Source organism: Peribacillus sp. R9-11 (assembly GCF_031345095.1).
Taxonomy (GTDB): domain Bacteria; phylum Bacillota; class Bacilli; order Bacillales; family DSM-1321; genus Peribacillus; species Peribacillus butanolivorans.
Genome location: NZ_CP133763.1, coordinates 4,022,599 through 4,045,782 on the forward strand (window position 1 = coordinate 4,022,599; position 23,184 = coordinate 4,045,782).

Genomic DNA, 23,184 nt, shown 5'->3' on the forward strand with positions numbered 1-23,184 from the left:
GGGATTTCCTTGTAGATTCAAATTTAAACTTCCCCTAATAATTTGCTAATAGATTAGGTTACCATGGTTCACCTTTTTACTTTTTTTGTCTATTTTTGTCTACCTTTGTCTGTTTTAGAGAACTAACTATACTTTATAAAGAACAAATGCTATATTATAAAAAAAACGGTTCTTATGGAGGGGGAATATGTCTAGTAGATATGAGGAATTAGACTCACTAAGAGGATTAGCTGCACTTATTGTATTAATTGGGCATTATATGATGATATACCCATCATATGCAAGTTATCGGTATGATTCAAGCAGTCCCTTCATATTCTATTTATTCAAGGAAACTCCTCTAAGACTTTTTTTCAGTAGCGGCAATGAGTCTGTCATTCTATTCTTTGTATTAAGTGGTTTTGTTTTGTATTTATCTATTAATAATGTGAAATTCCATTATCCTACATACTTAATAAAACGAGTTTTTCGAATTTATTTACCATATCTAGTAGCAATAATTATAGCTATATTGGCTAAAATGCTTTTAAGCCATAATGATATGCCGTTTATTAGTAACTGGTTTAGCAAATCCTGGACCGTTTCAGACACACCGGCTCTATTATTACAACATCTTTTGTTTATTGGGAGTTACAATACTGACGCCTATAACAATGTAATATGGTCTCTTGTTCACGAAATGAGGATCTCGATTATATTTCCAGTTTTGATTTTTCTATTTATACGAAAAAAATTCAAATATTCCTTATTTTGGTTTATGATTTTAAGTTTTTCATCAACTATGGTTTTATATTTGTTTGGTTCCAATTTGAACATAACTAGCAGTCTTTTGAGTTTCCACTACATAACTATTTTTTTAATGGGAGCACTATTAGCGAAGTATCGCCATGACCTATTTAACTATACTTCCAAGATGAAAAAAACTGTAAAAATTGTAGTACTGATGATCGCATTTATTTGTTTTATGTACGAAGGAATAATTGGTGAAGTAGATTTATTAAACAATTATATTTTCAGGGACTATGTTGTATCGTGTGGTGTTTGTATCTTTATGATTATGAGCATATCTTCCTTAAAACTTTCATCATTATTACGGTCTAAAGCACTTACATTTCTCGGTAAAATTTCTTATAGTCTGTATTTGTATCATCTCATCTCGTTATTCTCCTTCATGTACCTATTTTATGATAAGTTGCCTACCGGCTTGATATTAATGTTTTCATTCTTCTTTTCCTTTTTACTATCTTCATTGGCGTATGTATTCGTTGAAAAACCATGCATGAACCTTGGATCGTATATTACGAGAAGAAAAAAACCAGTAACAGAAATATCCGTGAATCCTAAACCTGTAAAACGAAAAATAGGGTAAAAGCTTACCTATATTAAGTGGGATTTTTCAAACTGATAGTGCGAAATGAAAGGTAAATATTTATTGAATATGAGTCTCAAACAAAATTTTTACGATTCCTAAAAAAGTGGTGAAATTGATGAATGAAAAAGTAAAAATTAAAGATTTTATACGAATCTTAAAAAAGCGAATATTAATCATTATACTTTCTACACTTTGTATTACTGGTTTCGTTATTTTTTCGTCCATGTACATTATGAAACCAACTTATCAGTACTCTACTCAAGTTTTGGCAGGATCTTTAAGTATGGGAGAAAAGGAAACTTCCATAAATAAAGTGCAAGAAAACAGACAGTTGGCTCTTTCGTACATGGATATCATTAAAAGCCCACAAATTATGACAGGAGTTAAAGATTCGTTAAACCTAAAGACTTCAAGTTATGAGTTACTCAAGCAAGTTTCCATTACCAATAGAGATAATTCGCAGATTATTATTATTACCGTCAAAGATTCTAATCCTGAATCAGCTAAAGCCATTGCACAGGCTGTCGCAATTCAGTCCATAACTAAATTTAAAGAGTTTGCAAATGTAAAACAGATTAATATTCTTAATGATAACGAAATGGAACAAGCAGAACTTCTTTTTCCAAAACCAAAGTTTATTATAGCCATTTCCATCGTAATAGGCTTTTTTGCTGGAATAGGTTTAGCACTTCTTCGAGAACACTTTGATGATGCGGCTTACAGCGATCGTGAGCTTGAGCGTCTTGGACTTCCATTGTTAGGAAGAGTGAACTTAAATACAAAAATGAAAAACAAAAAACGGAAAACACCTTATCAGACATTTTCCTCTACGGAACGAGGTGAACATGGTGGCTATTAAATTCACAAGGAAACAATCCTTTTATCTAAATGATGTCAACAATAAAGAACAATTTTATTCGATATGTAACAATATCGAATCCAATCTCAAAAAAGAAGATTCACTATTAATGGTTACATCACTTACACATTCACAAAATATAGCTAATGCAACCGCGTTCTTAGCCCTTGCCTTTTCTGAACAGCGTAAACGAGTGCTGGTAGTGGATGCTAATCTTCGCCAACCTTCTCTACATCATGTGTTTAATATCGATAATTCATTTGGTTTGACCAACTTGCTCTTAGGTGAGCACCCCAAAAATAGGGATCATGCTATACATATAAAGGATAGTCTTTTCTGTTTACCCACAAGTGAAGTCCTGTATGAGCCAACGACATTATTAACTTTAGAGACCCTTCCCTCCTTAATTGAGGAGTGGAAAGAGCATTTTGATATTATTCTATTTCATACTTCAGATAGTATAAACAAACCTGATGCACAAATTCTAGCGAAACATTGTGATGGCATTATTTTAGCGATACAAGAAGGAAGAGATAAGTTAGAAAAGATTGTGAATGTGAAAACACAATTTGAAAGGGGCAAACATGAAATAACCGGTACAATGATCATTTCATGAATAAAGGAGGGTAACCATTGGATTCAAAGATTAGAGTAGATGGACAGGAAGAAATACTGATAAAACCAATACCGACATCATCATATTTTACTTTTAAGCGTTCAATAGACTTTATCATTTCATTTTTTATGTTACTTCTTTTAACACCTATTTTAGTTTTATTCTGTATTCTTATCCCTATTGACTCAACTGGTTCCCCCTTTTTTTGTCAACAACGACTGGGATTAAATGGGATATCTTTCAATATGATTAAATTACGTTCCATGAGTTTAGATGCCGAAAAAAACGGGCCACAATGGGCAAGTGAAAAAGATTCTAGAGTTACAAGAATAGGAGCATTTATACGAAAAACCCGCATTGATGAAATTCCTCAACTTATTAATGTTTTAAAAGGAGATATGTCACTCATTGGTCCAAGGCCTGAAAGAGAGTTTTTCTATAAGGAATTTGATAAGTTTTTGCCTGGCTTTAAAAATCGTTTATTTGTTAAACCAGGAATAACTGGATGGGCCCAAGTAAATGGGGGTTATGATTTAACACCAAAAGAGAAGTTGAATTTCGACCTATATTATATTCAACACCGCTCACTTGCTATGGAAATCAAGATTTTGTTTCGAACAGTGGCCATTGTATTTACTGGTAATGGAGCTAGATAATCGATTAAAAGGGGTTTTGAAAAATGGATAAAGTACTAGTAACCGGAGGATTTGGTTTTATTGGGTCTCATATTGTGGATACATTAATTCGTAATAATTATGAAGTGGCTGTTTATGATAACTTATCTACCGGATATACCGAGAATGTCCATTCAAAAGTCATTACCTTCTTTGGAGATGTAGAAGATGAAGGCTCACTAGAAAAGGCGATGGAAACATTTAGGCCTGACTATGTCGTTCATCAAGCTGCACAAGTTAGTGTACAACAATCAATTTCAGATATTACAAATGATGCTCAGATCAATATCATGGGAACCATAAATATTGCTAAGCTTTCTCACAAGTATAAAGTTAAAAAGATTGTATTTGCCTCATCAGCGGCTGTATATGGAAACTCTAATGTTATGCCAATTACCTTATCGCATGATACTCATCCATTATCACCTTATGGTGCCTCAAAAAAAACGGCTGAAGATTATCTAGAGCTTGCAAAAGAATTATATGATTTAGACTATGTGAACCTCCGTTACAGTAATGTGTATGGTCCAAGACAGACAGCAAGTGGTGAAGGCGGTGTTATATCAATCTTCACAAATCTTGTCATTAACAATAAGCGGCCTGTTATTTATGGTGATGGTTACCAAACAAGGGATTTTGTTTATGTAAAAGATGTAGCAAATGCCAATCTAAAAGCGTTAGAATTTGATGGAAGTGGAACATTTAATGTTTCATCAACTACTAGTACAAGTATCAATCAATTATTCTCGATTATTCAATCATTTGGCACACATGATTTATCCCCTATTTATCAACCAGCCAAAAATGGAGACATCAAAGATAGTTTACTATGTAACAAAGTGAGTATCCAAAAATTGGGTTGGCACCCCGTTTATTCGCTTGAAAAGGGACTTGCGAATACATATGACTATTACCTTAAACAAAATCAGTCTACTATAACTACAGATAAATCACCTGTACCACAACTCAATCCAACTACTATATCGTCATAAAATGGGGATAGAAACAAGTGAATAAGAAGAAAAACTCTATTTTCAAAAACATTATCCATTTATTTTACAGTACAATTCTATCTAATGTTTTAAATGCAATTACACTTATATTATTGGCCAATTATTTTAACTCAAAAAATTATGGAATTTTTAGTGTCGCTCTAGCTCTAGCTATGATTATGAACTTTTTCACAGACCTCGGAGTTAGTAACACTTTCCTTCGAGAAGGATCGAAGAAAGGAAACTTAGGTACTACATTTTCTTCTTATATAAAGATCCGGGTTGTATGTTTGCTTTTATCCTTTTTGGTGTTCTTTGTCGGTATACACATTCTTTATCAAGAACAACAAATTCTTTATATGATTTATAGTTTAATGATTCCCATGGTCATTGGTTTGGCGATACAAAGTATAGGAATCACCTATTTTCAATTAACGGAAAGGATGCAGTTTATCGCGTCCATTAAAATCTTCTCAGCCATTGCATTAATCATTTCAACCACGGTGAGTATGGGCTTAAAAGTGGATGTCCATCTAGCAGCATTTTTATATGGATTTTCTTATTTAGTAGGCGGCCTTTATAGCCTATATTTACTTCTCAGTAAAGCGGAATTAAAATGGAAATCTCCTTTTGAAAAACAATTATTAACAAATCTTAGTCCTTTTTTAATCAGTGGGTTATTTATTATGTTAACCCCTCAATTAGGTCCCTTAGTGTTAGAAAAAACACTGCCTTTAACGCTTGTTGGTCTATTTGCGGTAGCTTATCGGATTCCTTCTGCTCTATACCAAATACCCGGGGTTATTGCAGGCGCATTTTTCCCCCTCTTATTTAAGCGATATAACCAAGGCGAGTTGGAGGAACATACTAGATTAAATATTCTACAAATGAAAATTATGTCCTATACCGGTATGTGTATGACCATATCCCTATTCTATTTGGCTGAATATCTCGTCACTATCTTATTCGGAGACGAATGGGGAGCAGCGGTGCTACCTTTAAAAATATTGTCCTTTATTATAGTCCTACAAGGCTTTAACATTGCTATTGCGGACGGTCTAACGACAAGAGGGTTACAGAACCGGCGTACTATTGTACAGTTTATAACCATCGCTATTGGTTTGTTGTCCTTCTATTATCTGAGCGTTAGCTATGCAGTGGCTGGTTCAGCTTTTGCCGTTTTAATTATGGAGATTGTATCTTTCATTGGTTATGTAGCGGTTAATCCGGTAAAAAGAACGGTATTAGCAAAGGTTATTATTCCATATGGGTTCTTCTTTTCTATAAGTTTTATCCTTATACACTACTCATTATCCCAATACCCTTTTATAGCCATGTTATCTACCATCATTTTAGTTTCTACCTTAATTTTACTATTAGATAAGCCAATTAAGGACTTAATAGTAGGTTTTATAAAAAAGAAAAATCAAGATGGGAGACAAAAAGAGAATGGAAAGATTGCAAATTAATAAAAACACCTCTATGTGGCCAGTCTTTCTCTTGTTATTTTTTATTACACTTAGTAAATATAATTTGTCCATCGGTTTTTCGTTGAAAATTTACATGATTTTTCTAGCCATTTTCTTGTGCATTTATTTTCGGGATTTTTACTTTCATACCCCTTATCATTATGAAATTTTATTGTTTTTATTTTATTTCACCTATTGTCTGAGTGGCGCTTTTTCACAGTATCCGGAATCAAGCATTCGAGTCATTCTAGGAGTGATACTTGTACTTGGCTGTTATTTCATTATGAGATATATACTGGAGCTAACAACGATAGGTGCCATTGAAAATTCCATTGCAAATGTCGGAATCATATTTAACGTCATTAGTCTGTTATTGTACGTCATCGGGATAAAGATGACCGGACGATTCCCAACAGGTGTTGAGGTAACATCTTATGGATTATTATTAGACCGAGATTATCCGAGATTAATTGGATTGCTTGATGACCCAAACATCTTCATTTTTTTTAATACATTGTTTTTTTCCTTTTATTTAACAAATTTAAAAGGATTCAAGCATTCAATTGGATTCATCTTATGTGTGATCACCTCTCTTCTTACTTTTTCAAGAGGTGGAATTCTAGCTCTCATACTGGTGGTCATTTTGTACATGTTGTTAGCGAATTTTTCAAAAAAAATAAAAATGATGACTGTTTCTCTGTTATGTCTAGTTGGGATCTATGCTGCAGGCTCTTTCATTCAAATAGATTTCAATGAGATTATTGCTAGCCGTATTACCGACTTTTCTACTGATGGTGGTAGTGGCCGGTTTGAATTATGGAGTCAGGCGATTAACTATTTTATGTCAAATCCCCTTTTTGGTATTGGTGCCTTTAACTTTTCCGATTACTACGCATTTGAGCATAATGAAAAGCTATATGTTCACAATACGTATCTAGAAGTCCTAGTAGAGTCAGGAATCATTGGTTTTCTTTTTTACATTTCCTTTTTATTGATGCTCGTTATCACCTTATTTAAGGCTAAATTACATAAGGAAAAACCCTACATTGTGCTTACACTTTTTGCTTTTTTAATACAGATGATGTCCCTTTCTCTCATGATTAATGAATCATTTTTTTCCTTTTTAGCACTTACTTTAAGATATATTACCGTATATGAAAGAAAAGAGGTGGATGTTTATGATAAACAACAAAAAGGATAGCAGACCTTTAGTTTCCGTTATAACTCCCTCATATAACAGCTCGTCTTTTATTAAAGAGACTATTAAATCTGTCCAAGATCAATCCTATTCTAACTGGGAAATGATTATTGTTGATGATCAATCAAAGGATGACTCGGTTCATGTCATTAAATCGTATACAGAAAGCGATCCACGGATTAAACTTATACCTTTAACTCAAAACGTTGGTGCTGCTATGGCTAGAAATGTCGCTATAAAAGAAGCCAAAGGAAATTATATTGCGTTTCTTGATAGCGATGATCTATGGATGCCTACTAAATTGGAAGAACAAGTCACCTTTATGCAAAAGGGAAACCTTGCTTTTTCTTTTACCTCCTATTCTTTAATGGATGAAGAAGGCAATCCTCTAGATATTGAAGTAAGTGCACCAAAAACGGTAGATTATTATAATCTGATTGGAAATACAACGATTGGCTGTTTAACTGTGATGTTAGATAGGCTACAAATTAAGCAAATTGAAATGCCCGATATTCAGCCTGAGGATTCGGCATTATGGTTGTTACTGTTAAGACAAGGGTATCAAGCGCATGGCTTACAAAAGGTTTTATCCAAGTATCGTATTGTTAGTAACTCTACTTCAAGGAATAAATTAAAGGCTGCTTACCGATATTGGAAACTGTTACGGAGCCAAGAAAAATTAAACTTTGTAAAAGCAAACTATTATTTTAGCAAATATGCCTATCATGCATACAATAAAAACAGAGGTTCGCGGCCTACCTCTATACAAAATGGGGGTAAATAAGGAAATGAACAATGTCCTACTACTAACCGATAAACTCATAACAGGCGGCGCTGAGATGTATTTTTGTAAATTAGAAAACCATCTTAAGGATGAAAACATGACGTTTTACTCAGCAGCTGCTACTGGTGAGTTGTACAATCAAATTCATAATAAACATCAATTTATTCCTTTAAGCTTAAAAAATCACCTCGCTAATCTCAAGAAACTGAGTAAAGAAGTTAACCAAAAAGAAATTGATGTTATCCATGCAAATAGTTTAAGAATGTTACTATATTCCATCGCAATAAAGAAAATCACGAAAAGAAAAATCAAGCTGGTGTATACCAAACATAATGTAACCATACTTGAAAAAATGACGCCCTTACTATTTAAAAAGGTGTTAAATCAGAATGTGGAACAAATTATCGCAATTAGTAATTTTGAAAAGGAAAACTTACTTCAGTTAGGTGTAAGGAAGGATCTTATTCGGACCATTTACAACGGAGTGGATGTGGAACACTTTTCTTTTCAACAGGCACAGCCTAAAGAAACGTTCAATGTCGGAATTCTAGCACGGTTATCAAAAGAAAAAAACCATGAACTCTTTTTAAAAATTGCTAATGAGTTAAAAGATATACCTAACGTGATGTTTTATATTGCTGGAGATGGACCTGAGCGGGAATTTGTTGAAAAAATGATTAAGGACCTAAAGTTACACCATAAAGTGAAGCTTTTGGGTAATGCATCAAATCCTTATGAATTTATTTGCAATATGGACTTGCTGCTCCTTACATCCTTAAGAGAAGTTTTTCCAATGGTAGTCCTTGAAGCAATGGCAACAGGTACACCAATTGTTTCTGTAGATGTAGGCGGCATTAAAGAAGCCGTTGTGGATCATGAAACAGGGGTTCTCATTTCCCATCATTCGGAAAAAGAATTTGCAAAAAGAATTAGAATACTTCACGATGATAAGGGTATAAGACAACGATTGGGTAGCACAGCAAGACAAAAAGTAGAAAAATCCTTTTCCCTTAAAAATATGATTCATTCTACGCTGGAAACCTATCATTGATTTAAAACAAACGATGACTCGTTTGTTTTTTGTTTTTTATACCTATACTTTTTTTTTGGACAAACATATGCTGTATAACATCACTTTATAAGGAGTGTTATAAAATTGACAGACTCACTAAACTTGTCTGAAGATTGCCAGAACAGAGATGTTCTTAATATTGATTGTTTTGGCGCTAATCCAAATTTGGTAGACAATTCCCCAGCCATTCAAGATACGATTAATTATTGTGATGCCAATAATCACTCTAAAGTTGTCATCACAGGAAAGAAACAATATACCCTCTCCTCCCCCATTGTCATTAAGTCGAATGTACATCTTGAAATTGATCCTACTGTAACATTAATCATCAAAGGGAATTTCCGAGTTTTTGAACTTCAGAAGGATGCCTCCATCTCAGGTGGCACGATTGAAATCGTGGATAATAGCTTTAATTCATCCGTCATTTTTCTTTCTGGTGCCCAACAAATAGAAATTCATAATCATACAACTATATCCAATATTAATATTATAAACCGTACAACAACGTACCAGGGTATAGCCATACATTTGTACTGTGAAAAAGCATGGGATTTCATCAGTTTCTTTAAGGTAAGCTCCCTCCAAATCACAAACTTCCATACGGCTATCTATTTAAAAACAGAAAAGCTTCTAAATATAAATACCCCTTGTTGGATTAATGCGAACTCCTTCCATTCTATTTTTATAGATGGTTGTCAGTATGGTATTGAGATTGTAGGAAACGGTGAATTACCGTACGAAATTTCAGGGAATATGTTTACCGGAATCCAAGTTCAATGCCGGAGTCAAACAAAGAAAGTCATCCGTTGCTCGGGTGCCTATAATATTTTTGAAGGAGTGATATGGGATACCTACCGTATGGATGCTCCTCCTCTGGTCATCGAATTCTCTTCTACTTCTCATCACAACTACCTCTTTTCAAACCAACTAGCTACATCAATTCTAGACCGTGGCCAATACAATCGGTGCACATCGCCACATGAAGAATCCCTTCAAGTATATCCTCCTCTTGCCTTAGGTACAGCCCATCTGGTTGGGAATCAAGACGATATCTTAGTGAACGCAAACGTCCGATACGCCGTACGTCAGCTTTCTGGGAAAGCTCCATATGGAGGAAATATTAATAATTGCTTTAACTTACTCGATGAACAAAGTGTGAATTACCTTGATGTTCCAAGTTCTCAACCTGTTGTGATTGAATTAGATTTTTCTAACCAGCCTATTAAAATGCTAAATTGCATGGGTATCTATTTTGGATGGAATGAAAGCCCAAGTCGTATTTTGATAGAATACCAACAGAGCTTAAATGGCCCCTGGACAGTTGCAAAAAATGTTCCATTTAATGCAGGAAACACTGTTATTTCAGAAGCAAGAGCCGATACGTTGTACAAAATTAAACTGACTCTAAGCGGATATACCCAAGATCACAAACGATTTCGGATTAATCGCATATTTGCAAGATCATCTTTACAGTATGGGTCCTCTTGGTTATCGACCACAGGTGGGACATTATATGGAGATTTAGAACTTCAAAAAGGGAAAGTTGTGACAATGGTTTCTCCAAACGGAACCAAGTGGAAAGTGAGTATTAATGATCAAGGACAAATTATCACATCGAAACTTTGAAAATCTTAACCTTAAATGGTTACAGCTCAAAAAAGCAGCTTTTCTTATTTAATAAAATAAATGAAGCCGCTTTTTTCTATTAAATAATATTAGACTTTCCCTTTGATCCATATTTTTAATGAGATTTGGGTATGAATACTACTATATCAACTATGAATAATAGAGAAGGACTCTTACTCCTCATTGATTTACTATATTTGCTTGACCTGTGTCGGAAATTCTACTCATAGGCAAGGAAGGAATGTTAATGGTGGTACCCATACTCTTATCTGTAAGTTCAATAACATCGTTTTGAAGAGTGATTTGGTCCAAATCCCAGAACATACCCTCAAACTTATTATATTGCCCACTTACATTCAAAATGCTCTTTGTTTTGCTTGAAGGTTGTATCTGTAAGTTAGTAAATTGATTACCACTAGTCTCATTCGGTATGGTTAAAGAACTATCCATGTAAATCATGTTTACACAATCTTCTAAAGATAGGTTCATAAACCGATTAGCATTAATCCAGGCCTTTCCAGAAGGCGGCTTTTCAGCTATTAACTTTATTCCAGTCTCCATTCCTGCCACCTGAACATTTTCAAAATTCACGAAAGAAATCTCATGTTCTTTTCCGCCAGCATATAAAGATATTCCTGTACCCTTATTACTTTCAGACCAGTTTACAATATTTACATCCTTTACTTGTGTTTTGTTCCAGGTATTATAATATTTATATTTACCATCTAAGTAAATGACCTCTGAATTAAATTTAGTATCATTTATTGCTACATAAGCACCTTCAATAGAAGCATTCTGCTCAAGTTCAAGCACCCTGAAGTTCCCCTCAACAATGAACTTCGTTCCGTATCCGAATTGCAGCTTAACACCTTTCCTAACGATGATTGGTGATGAAATTTTATACTTCCTATCATCAAGCATAACCGTCTTTAATTTATTGGCCTTTGCTTTATCAATGGCAGCTTGAATCTTAGCAGAATCATTAGTCCCTTTAAAATCTTCAACGTATATCTTCTCTTTATGGTTAGAAGCAGAATTATTCTGTTGATAAATGACGAAAACAATCAACAAAAAACATAAGAAAAAACCAATCATTTTTTTCATAAAATACATCCTTTTTTCGTTATTTAATTTCAGTTCGCTATATCATTGTTCTATTCCTGTCTGAGGATCTTATTTAATTATAATTAATTACTTTATCTGTACAAAAGTGATAATTACACAATACCCACTTAGCCTTAGAGCATCGTCAGCACGGGTGAATCTATTCCGCTAACTCATTTGAACAAGTAAGAAACAATAAAATCTACGGACCACACCTAAATAACAAGAATACACTTTTAAATCGCACACGCTAGTCCAGCATATTTCCCCTCAGTTTCTAGCCCCATTCTATTACTAGCTTTCCATCTATAAGGACAGGCTTTTAGGGATCTAAAGTTCAAGTATAGCTATAGAAAAATCTCTCAGGAGGTTTATGCATTTATGTATTAGATTTTTTTACAATCTATCATCTTAAAATGAAATTTCCCCACTGATAACCTTGAAAAACTCCTATATTATTTGTAAGTGTAGGCGTATTAAAAGCCTTTGGACTTGAAACAGTGTTTTTTTGGTAATCAAATAATGTAGTATGTTATTCTCTTTTTGCATAAAAAATAAGCCAATGAAAGAAGGCTACTCCTTAGCACAAAAAGATTTATCATCCACCCAGTGGCTTAACATAGATATACGACAACTAGCCTAACATAAGGGGTACACCGAACTGTTTAAATTTTGGCAAGTGGATACATTTTTGATTGCCAAATACAACATGATGATAAAAAAGAACCAGAGCAATATGCACTGATTCCTTCAGTAATCTAAAATGTATTCACTATTTAGGTGACTTTTTAGAATTTCAATGCACCTACACCCGGTTAATTATGAAATCGCAAAAAATGGAACACGAGGAAAAAATCTCAATAAAACAAGGATGGATCCTCATCCTGTTATCAAATTATTGCTTTAAGGAGAAACGTCTTTTGAATGTTTTTATAAATTCATTTACTCCAAATATTAACGCTTGTCTCCATGTCAAGCCCCTCACATCATACTTAAATAGCGAATAGTTATACTTATTCTTTAGATTTTGTGTTTTGTCCACAGTCTCCATATCGTAAAGAAATATATCATTACCGGCGACATTATATATAATATTTAATTCTTGAGGCCTCATTTGAAGCCCATATGATTTAATAATTTTGTATGGTTTTGATGAAGTTGTCAGCAAATATCTATTATTACCATATCCTTCTTTGGTTGCATACAAGTCAACGCATACTCCTCCTTTTAGAATTTCAACAGGAAAATACTTTTCCATCTCCTGACGTTCAAAAAATATATCATACTTGACAGATGTTTCGTATGACACAAATTTAAAGTCTTTCTCCCCGTATAATAATGGTACTTGATATGTATTATCAGAACTTTTTGCATGTTGCCCAACTTCTGTAAAGTTAGTTGCCAATGCATTATAAGACATAATGTAATATTTATTTTTTTCAACCATATAGTACACGAAGTACTTTCCCCAGGAAGTCTCCGGCCAGTTAGTTATTTGATTTGGTATCTCATCTGTGTATTCCAATTTACTTTGGTTACTTTCATACCAACTCCTAAAAGATGACCACTGCTTTTCGGACCAACATTGTCCCCAAGAAACACCAAATTGAGCAAAATAAACATCATTGCCTTCAGAAACAGGAAAAAAGAATCTTTGAGCATAGCCATTCCATTGATGACTATATAAGGCTATTCCCGCTAATTCATCATTATCTTTATAATAGTTTAAAGCTGCCTGCGTGTATGAATAAAAAGTAGGTGATACAACAAGGTCATCTTCCAATATAATTACTGCACCATATTTTTGGGATAAATCTCCGCATTGTAAAATATGATTACGAAGACCTTGCCTTGTTTCAAATGTTCGAATAATCTTATTGCCATGTTCCCAAGAAAAAGCTTCAGCTACCTCAACTACTTCTTGGGTTTTTTCGCAATTATCTATACTTATAACAAGCGTGATGTCTTTATCATGAAAATTGGACCGCCCAATAGAATTTAGCAAACGTTGCATGGAATCAGGTCGATTATAACCTATAGCAACTATAGCGGGTTTAAAAAAATCACTCATATAGTTTCTCCTTAAATATTCATTTTTCATCAATGCTTCCACTTACCGAGCGAATCAATAAGTTTCCGAAAAAATCTTATGATTTGAAGAATAAATTTAGTTGTAATTAATGCAAACTACTACCTAAGAGAGCATTTTATTACGCTGATTTCACTTGTTAAAGATTTTTTCAATGCATACAAATAAATTACAAAAAATTCATCCTTAACAATAATAGTATTATTTATCTATAAATCCTGAGGTTACAGAAACAAAAGGTACGGTGGAGATATCAAATAAACATGGAGTAGTATTATTGCAGGATATTACCTCTTACCATATATAAATATATTATATTTATAATCACTTATAAATGAAATATTAACATACACCCAAGGTTATGCATTTTTACTAAATGATTTTTTGCATTATAATGATTCATCCTTATCTAAACTCAATATTCACATTAGCTTGAGATATAGTTTTGAAAAAATATAAAACATATGATATTTCCGCTTCCATATCAAATTATAAACAAATCTCTTTTTAACGCTCAAATCCTTTAAATGAAACATTGCTTCTTGTACATTTTCATCGTTCATAATTTTATAAAATACTTCTTTTACGTTTTTATTGTAAATTATTTCATTAAATAACACCGTCAAAATATTAGTCATATATAAGTCATAATAATCATTTGCATGCTTGGAAAATTGGTTATGTTCTTGCAAATAATGCTTTATATTCTCATAAAGCTCTCTTTCAGCTTCAAAGAAATTTTCCTTATAAGACGACATTAGCGACCCGTTTTCGTGAATATTATAAAAATACAATTTCTCTTTAAGATAGTAAACCTGTTTACTTTTTCGAGTAGCATTCAAACAAAATGAGATGTCTTCGCATATGTTATATTTTTCGCTAAATAAAAGGTTGTTATTTTTAATCAGTTCTGCATTATAAAGTTTTGTTCCGATATTATTTGCTATATTTGTCTTAACCAACTGAAGAAACACATCGCTGAATTCTTCACTACTATAAAGACCTTCGGTTATATTTGCGCTCACATCAACTTTTTGTTTACTATAAACTTTTATGAAATCAAAAAATATAATATCTGCTTTAGTTTGCTCTATTATTTTCATTAACTGTTCTACGGCCAATGGAGAAATAAAGTCATCGCTATCAACGAACAATAGATATTCTCCTTTTGCTTGTTGAATTCCACTATTCCTTGCTGCGCTTACACCTTTATTATCTTGATGAATAGTTTTAATAACTGTGTGCATTTTTGCTAACTCATCACAAATAATTTCACTACCATCATTTGAGCCATCATCTATTAAAAGTATTTCAATATTATTATAGGTTTGGCCTAATAAACTTTCGACACTACTTCTAATATAATCCTTTGCTTGGTAAACGGGTACAATAATACTTACTTTTCCTTTTTTCATTTTAAACGATTCTCCATTACTACTACTTTTTTTCTGTATTTTTCAATCCATATGCACCAAAGACGAGGTCAGATTTTAAACAATAGCAAATTCATAATTTTTAATAGTTGCTCTTCCTATTGAATCATAAACTATGTTTGCATTTTTTGTGTGATTTACATCATAACAATTTCTTCCATCTAATATAATAGGATGTTTCATTAATTTGGAATAGTTGTTTATATCAAAATTCTTAACTTCATCCCATTCAGTAAAGATAAAACATATATCTGCATCCTCAATTGTTTCTTCAATTGTTTCACAATAAATGACTTCACTTGGATATATTTTCTTAAAGTTATTAACTCCGGCAGGATCCCATGCCTTAATATTTGCTCCCCCCTCAATCATGATAGGGATATTTACCAAAGATGGGGCTTCCCTTAAATCATCTGTTCCTGGTTTAAATGTTAACCCTAATACTGCAATAGTTAAACCATTTAAGCCATCAAAGTATTTTCTAGACTTTTTGATTAACTTTATCTTTTGGTTCTCATTTACTTCTATGGTAGCCTTAATTGTTTTCAGTTCATAATCGTAGAAGCTTGCTAACCAATGCAAAGCTTTTGTATCTTTTGGAAAACAAGACCCACCATAGCCAATACCTGAGTTTAAGAATTTACTTCCAATCCGGCTGTCATAGCCCATTCCACGAGCAACATCATCTATGTCAGCATCAATAATTTCACAAAGGTTCGCTATTTCATTTATAAAAGATATTTTGAGAGCAAGAAAATCGTTGGAAGCATACTTAATCATCTCTGCGCTGCGCCTATTAGTTACCATAATAGGCGCGTTAAAATCTTGATAAACCTTCATTAATGTATTACCAGCAATTTCCTCCTCAACTCCAATTACAATTCTAGATGCGTGTAATGTATCACGCACAGCCGTACCCTGTGATAAAAACTCTGGATTTGAAGCAACATACACTTTCACATCACTTACAAGATTTTTATTGATAATAGCTTCAATCTTATCATTTGTACCGATAGGTACAGTTGATTTAACAACTACAACACAATCTTTTTCAATACTTTCAGCAATCTGAATAGCTACAGAATAAACATAACTTAAATTGGCTGAACCATCTTTCTTTTCTGGAGTACCAACACCAATGAAAATGACATCTGCATCTTTATATGCTTCTTTATAATTCGTTGTAAATTCAATACTCTCTTTATTACGAACCATTAATTCCTCAAGTCCTGGTTCAAAAATAGGAGATATACCCGCTTTCATTAAACTTACTTTTTCTTCATCTATATCCACACAAGTTACTGAATGCTTATGTTCCGCAAGACAAACAGCAGTTACTAAGCCAACATACCCAGTTCCAGCAATTGCAATTTTCACTTTTCATTCCTCTTTCTATATTTTTATTTTTCATTTCAGATTTATATATTTAATGAAATATTTGATTATAATTTTTTACTCTTTCCATTATTTCTTTTAATAATTCCATCAAATCTTAGTGTTCTAAACATTGCAATGGAAGAGATTTTTGTTTTGGAAAAGAAAAGGGGAATAATTATAGCTACCATTATTTGTGAAGCTAATGTCGCTATCGCAGCTCCTATTCCTCCAAAGTAAGGTATTAAAAAAATGTTCAAGACTATATTTACAATTACTCCAGTCATCATAAAAACAAGAGTATACTTTTGTAATCCTTCAGTTATTAACCAAACAGATCGTGCTGATCCAAGAAGCGCAAAAGTTCCTGCCCAAACACTAATGGATAAAATACTTGTTGCTTCTAAATAACCAACACCATACAGTACACTTACTAAAGGTTTTGCCAGAATTAATATTGCTATCCCAAATCCTATTCCGGTCCATGCAATGAGGGTGTATAAAAGTTGTATTGAATTAATGTACTTCTCTTCATTGATATTTTTATACTTCATAATAACAGGTTTAAATGAGGTAATGATTGCCATTGGAACAAAATACCACATTTCTGCAATTCGGACTGCTGCTGAATAGATACCAACTTCAGATTTTGTTGGCATCATTGCTCCTAGCATTACTTGGTCAATTCTCATATAAATTGTAATCATAAGTCCTGAGACAATAAGATACCAACTCTGAGATAAAATATTTTTTGCATAGGAAAAATTAAACTTCCAAGTTAATTTTTCCTCTCTTACATTAAAATACGCTATCAAGAGAGCAGCACTAATTACAACAGCATCCAAGGTATAAATAAGCGCATACTGGATTAAAGTTCCACCCTTTAAAACTAAGAGAATTTTCAAAGCTGATATAATTACATACACAGACATGCGAATAAGAGAAGAAATCTTTGCTCTTTGATAAGCCTGTATCCAGTACTCAATTACTTCGAAAGACTTAACTATCATCGTAAATGACATAACGAGTACTAACATGTGTAGATTTGTGTCCATGGGCTCTATGATTCTAATAATCAATGCCGCTAAAAAGATTAATGCACTGCCTCCGATTACCCTAAGAACCAGGCTTGTACATAAAATGACTCCTTCATTAACCTTCTTATCGATAATAGACTTTACGATTAACGTGTCAAGACCTAAAGTAGAAATTGCGGTAAATAATGATACAAAAGCTAATGCGTAATTAAACTGTCCAAATTGCTCCGGTCCAAAATAACGAGCGATAACAGCTGTAACAAACACTCCTATCGCCATAGTAAACATTTTGTCGCTTATTAACCAGCTTGCATTTTTAATTATTTTATCTACTACTTCCCCTGAAAATCGTTTTTTTAATGTTATTAATTGTTGTTTTAGTGCCATCTTGCTGCCCCACTTATCTTAAACAATTAGTTTTATTTAAGGATTTTTTGAAATAAACTTATACTTAGAAATCATTCCATTTATTATGCAAAATGAGAAAAACATGTATGGAGTACCTTCTAAGATTGGTTCTACCATAAAGTTTAGTAAGTAACCTAGATATATACTTAATATCAGTATTTTAAACAATAACTCAATATGCTGATTTCTTAAAATGAAATACAAATTATATAATGTTTTTATTGTATATAATAATAGAAAGAAAAAAGGTATTAACCCAGAAGCATATAAAACATCGATCCATAAATTATGAGCATATTCCAAGCCCAAATCCATTTGATATCCTCCAAAAGGATAATCAAACATTTGGTTTAATGCATTCCCATATACAGCTAGCCTTGGATCTTCATTAATCGAGGTTTCTTCTATTCTATTAGCGAATTGAGAACTAAAAATGAAATCTTTTACTCCAAATAAATTCATGTTATAAATAAGTGTCATAATTAAAATAAAAAAACCAATGTACATATACATTCTTATTAACTGTTTTATATTATTTTTTGTTAATACAAAATACAATAAAGTATTAACAAGAAATATTGCTATCGTAGTTATAATAAGTGTTCTGTTCCCGAGAATTAATGAGGAAAATATTGAAAAGATAATTCCTGCTAATAAAATAATAACCTTTGCCATGTTATTATTTTTTGTAATAGCTATTCCGAAAAATAATAAACTTGTCAGCAGTGTAAAATGAGCTCCTTGTAACGTTGCGGCCATATAAATTCCAGTCCAAATATCAGGAACATTTCTTTCCGTGGACGTAAATCCATACGCATTAAAATAATTAAACATATTAAGAGTCCCATAAAGAAAATTACCAACGGCAATAGCAAATATAGTATTAACAATTAGCTTTTTTTTTGATTGAACAATAAAATAACCTATAAAAAAACATCCGATAGGACAAAATAAATATAAAGCCATTTCAAAGAATCCTAAAATTGAATTAATGTGTAGAATTAGAAAATAGCTAAAAGAAAATAATATTAGCAAAATAAATTCGACAGTTACTTTAAACCTAGAACCCTTATAATAAGTTATTCCTGCGCCAACTAGTAATGTGACAATTAATATATAAAAAGCATTATTATATAGATTAAGTGAAAATAAGAAAACTAATAAAAGCCATATCCAGTCTAGTTTAACCTTATCAAAGTTATCTCTTTTAATAATTCTAAATTCATTATTTTTCATATCTTTTACTTCCTTTTAACGGAGCGAATCTTTTCCCAAATAAATGTGTCACAAAACAAATTACATTTTTAATTATTTTTGCAGATCTTCACTTTCGTTGATTATTTCATTTTCAATACTCAAATCTTATGTTTGCTTACACAATAAATCTCATATATCATCTTCGATTTATTTAATTTACTTTATTGGCAATTTTTCAAAATAAACATAAGTATGAGAGAAACATTTCTAATACACCAACTACCCTTTATCTCTTGTAATTAGAATAATATAAGGTATCTAACTTTAATTGTTTTAAGTTTCTTATTCAAAATTCAACTCAGCTTCTTTAATACCTTAGTAGCTTGTACCACATTGTTTTTGACCTCAAGTACAAATTCCTTTGTCTTTAATCCTTTCTCATGTAATTCTTCTTTAGGCTTAGAAAGAATATCAATTAATGTCTGGGTTAAGCCCTCTACAGATTCATCTTCTATTAAATATACATAATCATAATATTCCTTAGGCATTCCTTGCAGTGGGGTTGTCAAGATTGGTGTTCCAGACACCATATATTCCATATTTTTCGATGGGAATGAATATTTCGTAAACTCCTCATTCGAAGGTCTTGGATTAACTAAAAGAGTTGCTTTTAGTTGCTTTTTTACAATGTCTTCATTTGGTACCACTCCAAAGTATCTAACTCTATTATCTAGCTGTTCATAACTTCTTATCTCATCTTCCATTTCTCCGGAGCCAAATAACCATAATCTAGCATCATCCATTTTTAATTTTAAGAAAGCCTCAATAAGCTTTTTCACACCATACTTTTCATAAAGAGCACCCGCATAAATTACGATCTTTTCACTATACTTGTTATCTAAAATGTTCGGTACATCTTTCATATCCAAGTCAACCATTCCCTCAATAACAACAAACGGTTTTCTATTTGGATTTACAACATTGTTCATTTGCTCTGTCAGTATAATATATGAATCATATCTATACATAAAATAATTACATAATCTTTTATATAAGTTAGAAAATAATGATCTAATACCATTCTTTTTTAGTAATGTATAGTTTTGCATATAATCAGGTATATCCGTTACAATAGCTATAGATCTCACACCAAATATCTTTGAAGCTAAAAAAGCTGATATTGAAACAGTTAAATTCAAAACATCACAGATAACTAGTCTGTCCCGTTTTCTATTTTGAAAACACCATATAAAACTATTAGAAATGCCTCTTATAAAAATGGAGAGATGCTTTAAAACCGGATATTTTATACCTTTTAGATAGTGATATGTTGTACTGTTTTTTATTTCTTTACATCCAGATAACGATACATTATTATCTGTAGATCGGTTAATCGGAAGGGAAGACATGACATAAACGCTTTCAACTTGATTTATCAGCCCTTTGCTTAATAAACTATGAAACTTCTGAGCCTGTTGTTGAGGCTTAATACTACTATTGTTAAATATCTCTTTAAACTTTTCATCTGAGCATAGATTTGAAACATATAATATATGCATTTCTACATTCCTTCACCTTAAATTATTAAATTATTATTTCTTTAAATAGAGTGATTATGGGGAATATGTTTTTCTAATTTACACTTTCCCCCAAACAACTCTATTTACATAGTCCGTATAAGACAAGATTATTCTTAAAACTTTATCCGAAACATTGGGCATACTATAATCCTTAACCAGCATTAATGTTTCTCTTTCTTGTCCTTCTAATATTTCAAGTCCTTGAAGTAATCTCTCCTTCTTTAGACCCACCATCATTACCGTTGCTTCTTCCATCGCTTCTGGTCTTTCATGAGCTTGTCTGATATTTAAAGCTTTAAATCCCAGAATTGAAGATTCTTCACTAATCGTTCCACTATCACTAAGTACTGCTTTTGCTTTGATTTGAAGTTTGACATAATCATTAAATCCTAAAGGTTTCATCGTTTTAACTAATGAGTTAAATTCTATCCCTTTTGCATCAATCATATTTTTAGTTCTAGGATGTGTACTTACAATTACAGGCATCTTATATTTTTCAGCAATCGCATTTAAACTATCCACCAAATCTTGGAAGTTGATTTCTGAATTGATATTTTCTTCTCTATGAGCTGATACTACAAAATATTTACCTTCTTCAAGTTCCAATCTCTCTAATACATCTGTTTTCTCAATGTCATCTTTTCTAGATTTGAGCACTTCAAACATAGGACTTCCTGTTTTAATGATTCTATCCGATGGGAATCCTTCTCTAAGAAGGTATTCTCTTGCAATATCACTATAAGTTAAATTTATATCAGCTGTATGATCAACGATTTTTCTGTTCGTTTCTTCTGGTACTTTTTGGTCGAAACATCTATTTCCCGCTTCCATATGGAAAATGGGTATATGCCTTCTTTTAGCTGCAATAGCACATAAACAGCTATTAGTGTCTCCAAGTATCAAAAACGCGTCTGGTTTTACTTCTTCCATAATGGGATCTATTTTAACCAAAATATTACCAATGGTTTCTACTGCTGTTCCGGTTGCTGCATTAAGAAAGTAATCTGGTTTTTTCAAATTAAAATCCTTAAAAAACACTTCATTTAATTCATAATCATAATTTTGTCCTGTATGGACAAGCGTATGTTCTATTGCATTAGACTCTTCTAATTTATTTATAACAGCCGACAATCTTATAATCTCTGGTCTCGTACCAACGACTGTCATGACTTTTAATTTTTTCATCAGTTATACCTCCAAGAAGTATGTGTCTGGCCTATTAGGATCAAAACATTCATTTGCCCACATTACTGTTACTAAATCATTCTCTCCAACATTTACAATGGAATGCGTATATCCAGTAGGAATATCTACAACTTGTAACTTGTCTCCACTTACTCTATATTCAATAATTTCGTCTGAATTTATCTTTCTAAACCTAATTAAACCCTCTCCACTAACGACTAAGAATTTCTCATTTTTTGTATGATGCCAATGATTCCCTTTGGTGATCCCTGGTTTTGATACATTTACAGAAACTTGCCCTCTTTCAGGCGTTTTTATAAATTCTGTAAAAGATCCTCTTTGATCACAATTCATTTTAAGATCATAAGAAAACTTATCTTCGGGTAAAAAACTCAAATAAGTACTATAAAGCTTCTTAGTTAGAGTAGCTTCCATACTTGGAATACTTAAATTTGTTCTGCTTAGTTTGAAGCCTTTTATAAGTTCTGCTAAGTCGCCAAGTTTAATATTATGTGTTACAGGTACAACACAGTAATCATCCTGCATAGTCGGATTATACTCTAGAGCTCTTATAAACTCTTCCAATAGATCATCTATATAACAAAGATTAAGTTCTGCATCAGGATTGTTTATTTGGATATCCAGGCCTCTAGCTATATTGTGACAAAATGTAGCCACTACAGTATTATAGTTAGGTTTGCTCCACTTACCAAATAAATTTGGTAGTCTATAAACAAAGACTTTTATATCAGTTTCTTTGTAATAATTAAATAATAAATCCTCTCCTGCCTTTTTACTTCTTCCATATGAATTATCCTTTTCCGCCTGAATTGATGAAGTAATAAGTACAGGAGCTTTATTGCCATGTTTCTTTAAAAGTTCTAGCAAATTATGTGTGAAGCCAAAATTGCCTTCCATAAATTCATTTTCATCTTTTGGTCTATTTACTCCAGCTAAATGAAAGACAAAGTCACACTCTTTTGTATATTTTTCAAGTAATGATAGATCACTTTCTCTAGTAAACTCAAATATTTCATTATACCCTTTATTTTTAAGTTCAGCGATAAGATTTTTCCCCACAAAACCCTTTGCACCAGTAACAAGAATATTCATCA

At 32.4% G+C, this 23,184-nt stretch carries 19 protein-coding genes; 10 read left to right on the forward strand and 9 right to left on the reverse strand.

The window, feature by feature from the left end; translation table 11 throughout:
- The first annotated feature begins 187 nt into the window (after nucleotides 1-187).
- From RE409_RS19585 to RE409_RS19630, 10 genes are all read left to right on the forward strand, one after another.
- Nucleotides 188-1,369: an acyltransferase family protein gene (locus RE409_RS19585; protein WP_309557917.1), complete on the forward strand. Its 1,182-nt coding sequence runs from the start codon at nucleotides 188-190 to the stop codon at nucleotides 1,367-1,369.
- Nucleotides 1,370-1,487: 118 nt separating this feature from the next.
- Nucleotides 1,488-2,231: a YveK family protein gene (locus RE409_RS19590; protein ID WP_309557918.1), complete on the forward strand. Its 744-nt coding sequence runs from the start codon at nucleotides 1,488-1,490 to the stop codon at nucleotides 2,229-2,231.
- Nucleotides 2,218-2,847 (forward strand): CpsD/CapB family tyrosine-protein kinase, encoded by a 630-nt coding sequence (locus RE409_RS19595; RefSeq protein ID WP_309557919.1) that lies wholly within the window; start codon nucleotides 2,218-2,220, stop codon nucleotides 2,845-2,847. Before RE409_RS19590 ends, RE409_RS19595 begins: the two co-directional genes overlap by 14 nt.
- Before the next feature lie 17 nt (nucleotides 2,848-2,864).
- Nucleotides 2,865-3,503, forward strand: coding sequence for a sugar transferase (locus tag RE409_RS19600; RefSeq protein ID WP_397444121.1), 639 nt, complete (start codon nucleotides 2,865-2,867; stop codon nucleotides 3,501-3,503).
- 23 nt (nucleotides 3,504-3,526) lie between these two features.
- Nucleotides 3,527-4,513: an SDR family NAD(P)-dependent oxidoreductase gene (locus RE409_RS19605; protein WP_309557920.1), complete on the forward strand. Its 987-nt coding sequence runs from the start codon at nucleotides 3,527-3,529 to the stop codon at nucleotides 4,511-4,513.
- Between the two features lie 17 nt (nucleotides 4,514-4,530).
- Complete coding sequence (locus RE409_RS19610) at nucleotides 4,531-5,982, forward strand: lipopolysaccharide biosynthesis protein (RefSeq protein ID WP_309557921.1); 1,452 nt, start codon at nucleotides 4,531-4,533, stop codon at nucleotides 5,980-5,982.
- On the forward strand, nucleotides 5,972-7,183 hold the full coding sequence (locus RE409_RS19615; protein ID WP_397444187.1) for an O-antigen ligase family protein: 1,212 nt from the start codon (nucleotides 5,972-5,974) through the stop codon (nucleotides 7,181-7,183). The genes RE409_RS19610 and RE409_RS19615 overlap by 11 nt, the downstream gene beginning before the upstream one ends.
- Nucleotides 7,161-7,964 carry a glycosyltransferase family 2 protein gene (locus RE409_RS19620; RefSeq protein WP_309557923.1) on the forward strand — a complete coding sequence of 268 codons (804 nt, stop codon included), beginning with the start codon at nucleotides 7,161-7,163 and terminating at the stop codon, nucleotides 7,962-7,964. Before RE409_RS19615 ends, RE409_RS19620 begins: the two co-directional genes overlap by 23 nt.
- Nucleotides 7,965-7,968: 4 nt before the next feature.
- On the forward strand, nucleotides 7,969-9,015 hold the full coding sequence (locus RE409_RS19625; protein ID WP_309559293.1) for a glycosyltransferase family 4 protein: 1,047 nt from the start codon (nucleotides 7,969-7,971) through the stop codon (nucleotides 9,013-9,015).
- Nucleotides 9,016-9,120: 105 nt separating this feature from the next.
- A complete protein-coding gene (locus tag RE409_RS19630) occupies nucleotides 9,121-10,662 on the forward strand; it encodes a glycoside hydrolase family protein (protein WP_309557924.1) in 1,542 nt (513 codons plus the stop codon).
- 180 nt (nucleotides 10,663-10,842) lie between these two features.
- On the opposite strand, the gene RE409_RS19635 is transcribed toward RE409_RS19630, so the two are convergent.
- The 9 genes from RE409_RS19635 to RE409_RS19675 form a co-directional block, all read right to left on the reverse strand.
- Nucleotides 10,843-11,766 carry a hypothetical protein gene (locus tag RE409_RS19635; RefSeq protein ID WP_309557925.1) on the reverse strand — a complete coding sequence of 308 codons (924 nt, stop codon included), beginning with the start codon at nucleotides 11,764-11,766 and terminating at the stop codon, nucleotides 10,843-10,845.
- Between the two features lie 895 nt (nucleotides 11,767-12,661).
- A complete protein-coding gene (locus RE409_RS19640; RefSeq protein ID WP_309557926.1) occupies nucleotides 12,662-13,867 on the reverse strand; it encodes a glycosyltransferase family protein in 1,206 nt (401 codons plus the stop codon).
- Nucleotides 13,868-14,277: 410 nt separating this feature from the next.
- On the reverse strand, nucleotides 14,278-15,270 hold the full coding sequence (locus RE409_RS19645) for a glycosyltransferase family 2 protein (protein WP_309557927.1): 993 nt from the start codon (nucleotides 15,268-15,270) through the stop codon (nucleotides 14,278-14,280).
- 75 nt (nucleotides 15,271-15,345) lie between these two features.
- Nucleotides 15,346-16,665, reverse strand: coding sequence for a UDP-glucose dehydrogenase family protein (locus RE409_RS19650; protein WP_309557928.1), 1,320 nt, complete (start codon nucleotides 16,663-16,665; stop codon nucleotides 15,346-15,348).
- Between the two features lie 65 nt (nucleotides 16,666-16,730).
- Complete coding sequence (locus RE409_RS19655) at nucleotides 16,731-18,086, reverse strand: flippase (RefSeq protein ID WP_309557929.1); 1,356 nt, start codon at nucleotides 18,084-18,086, stop codon at nucleotides 16,731-16,733.
- A gap of 36 nt (nucleotides 18,087-18,122) precedes the next feature.
- A complete protein-coding gene (locus RE409_RS19660; protein WP_309557930.1) occupies nucleotides 18,123-19,343 on the reverse strand; it encodes a hypothetical protein in 1,221 nt (406 codons plus the stop codon).
- Nucleotides 19,344-19,657: 314 nt separating this feature from the next.
- Entirely contained in the window at nucleotides 19,658-20,863 is a 1,206-nt protein-coding gene (locus RE409_RS19665; protein ID WP_309557931.1) for a glycosyltransferase, read from the reverse strand.
- A gap of 78 nt (nucleotides 20,864-20,941) precedes the next feature.
- Entirely contained in the window at nucleotides 20,942-22,069 is a 1,128-nt protein-coding gene (wecB, locus tag RE409_RS19670; protein WP_309557932.1) for a non-hydrolyzing UDP-N-acetylglucosamine 2-epimerase, read from the reverse strand.
- Between the two features lie 3 nt (nucleotides 22,070-22,072).
- Nucleotides 22,073-23,182 carry a capsular polysaccharide biosynthesis protein CapF gene (locus RE409_RS19675; RefSeq protein WP_309557933.1) on the reverse strand — a complete coding sequence of 370 codons (1,110 nt, stop codon included), beginning with the start codon at nucleotides 23,180-23,182 and terminating at the stop codon, nucleotides 22,073-22,075.
- Nucleotides 23,183-23,184 lie beyond the last annotated feature (2 nt).

Bases quoted from the DNA above. Each gene is read 5' to 3' on its own strand.
- RE409_RS19585 (WP_309557917.1), top strand. From the start codon at position 188: ATGTCTAGTAGATATGAGGAATTAGACTCACTAAGAGGATTAGCTGCA.
- RE409_RS19590 (WP_309557918.1), top strand. From the start codon at position 1,488: ATGAATGAAAAAGTAAAAATTAAAGATTTTATACGAATCTTAAAAAAG.
- RE409_RS19595 (WP_309557919.1), top strand. From the start codon at position 2,218: ATGGTGGCTATTAAATTCACAAGGAAACAATCCTTTTATCTAAATGAT.
- RE409_RS19605 (WP_309557920.1), top strand. From the start codon at position 3,527: ATGGATAAAGTACTAGTAACCGGAGGATTTGGTTTTATTGGGTCTCAT.
- RE409_RS19620 (WP_309557923.1), top strand. From the start codon at position 7,161: ATGATAAACAACAAAAAGGATAGCAGACCTTTAGTTTCCGTTATAACT.
- RE409_RS19625 (WP_309559293.1), top strand. From the start codon at position 7,969: ATGAACAATGTCCTACTACTAACCGATAAACTCATAACAGGCGGCGCT.
- RE409_RS19635 (WP_309557925.1), bottom strand. From the start codon at position 11,766: ATGAAAAAAATGATTGGTTTTTTCTTATGTTTTTTGTTGATTGTTTTC.
- RE409_RS19640 (WP_309557926.1), bottom strand. From the start codon at position 13,867: ATGAAAAATGAATATTTAAGGAGAAACTATATGAGTGATTTTTTTAAA.
- RE409_RS19645 (WP_309557927.1), bottom strand. From the start codon at position 15,270: ATGAAAAAAGGAAAAGTAAGTATTATTGTACCCGTTTACCAAGCAAAG.
- RE409_RS19655 (WP_309557929.1), bottom strand. From the start codon at position 18,086: ATGGCACTAAAACAACAATTAATAACATTAAAAAAACGATTTTCAGGG.
- RE409_RS19660 (WP_309557930.1), bottom strand. From the start codon at position 19,343: ATGAAAAATAATGAATTTAGAATTATTAAAAGAGATAACTTTGATAAG.
- RE409_RS19665 (WP_309557931.1), bottom strand. From the start codon at position 20,863: ATGCATATATTATATGTTTCAAATCTATGCTCAGATGAAAAGTTTAAA.
- wecB (WP_309557932.1), bottom strand. From the start codon at position 22,069: ATGAAAAAATTAAAAGTCATGACAGTCGTTGGTACGAGACCAGAGATT.
- RE409_RS19675 (WP_309557933.1), bottom strand. From the start codon at position 23,182: ATGAATATTCTTGTTACTGGTGCAAAGGGTTTTGTGGGGAAAAATCTT.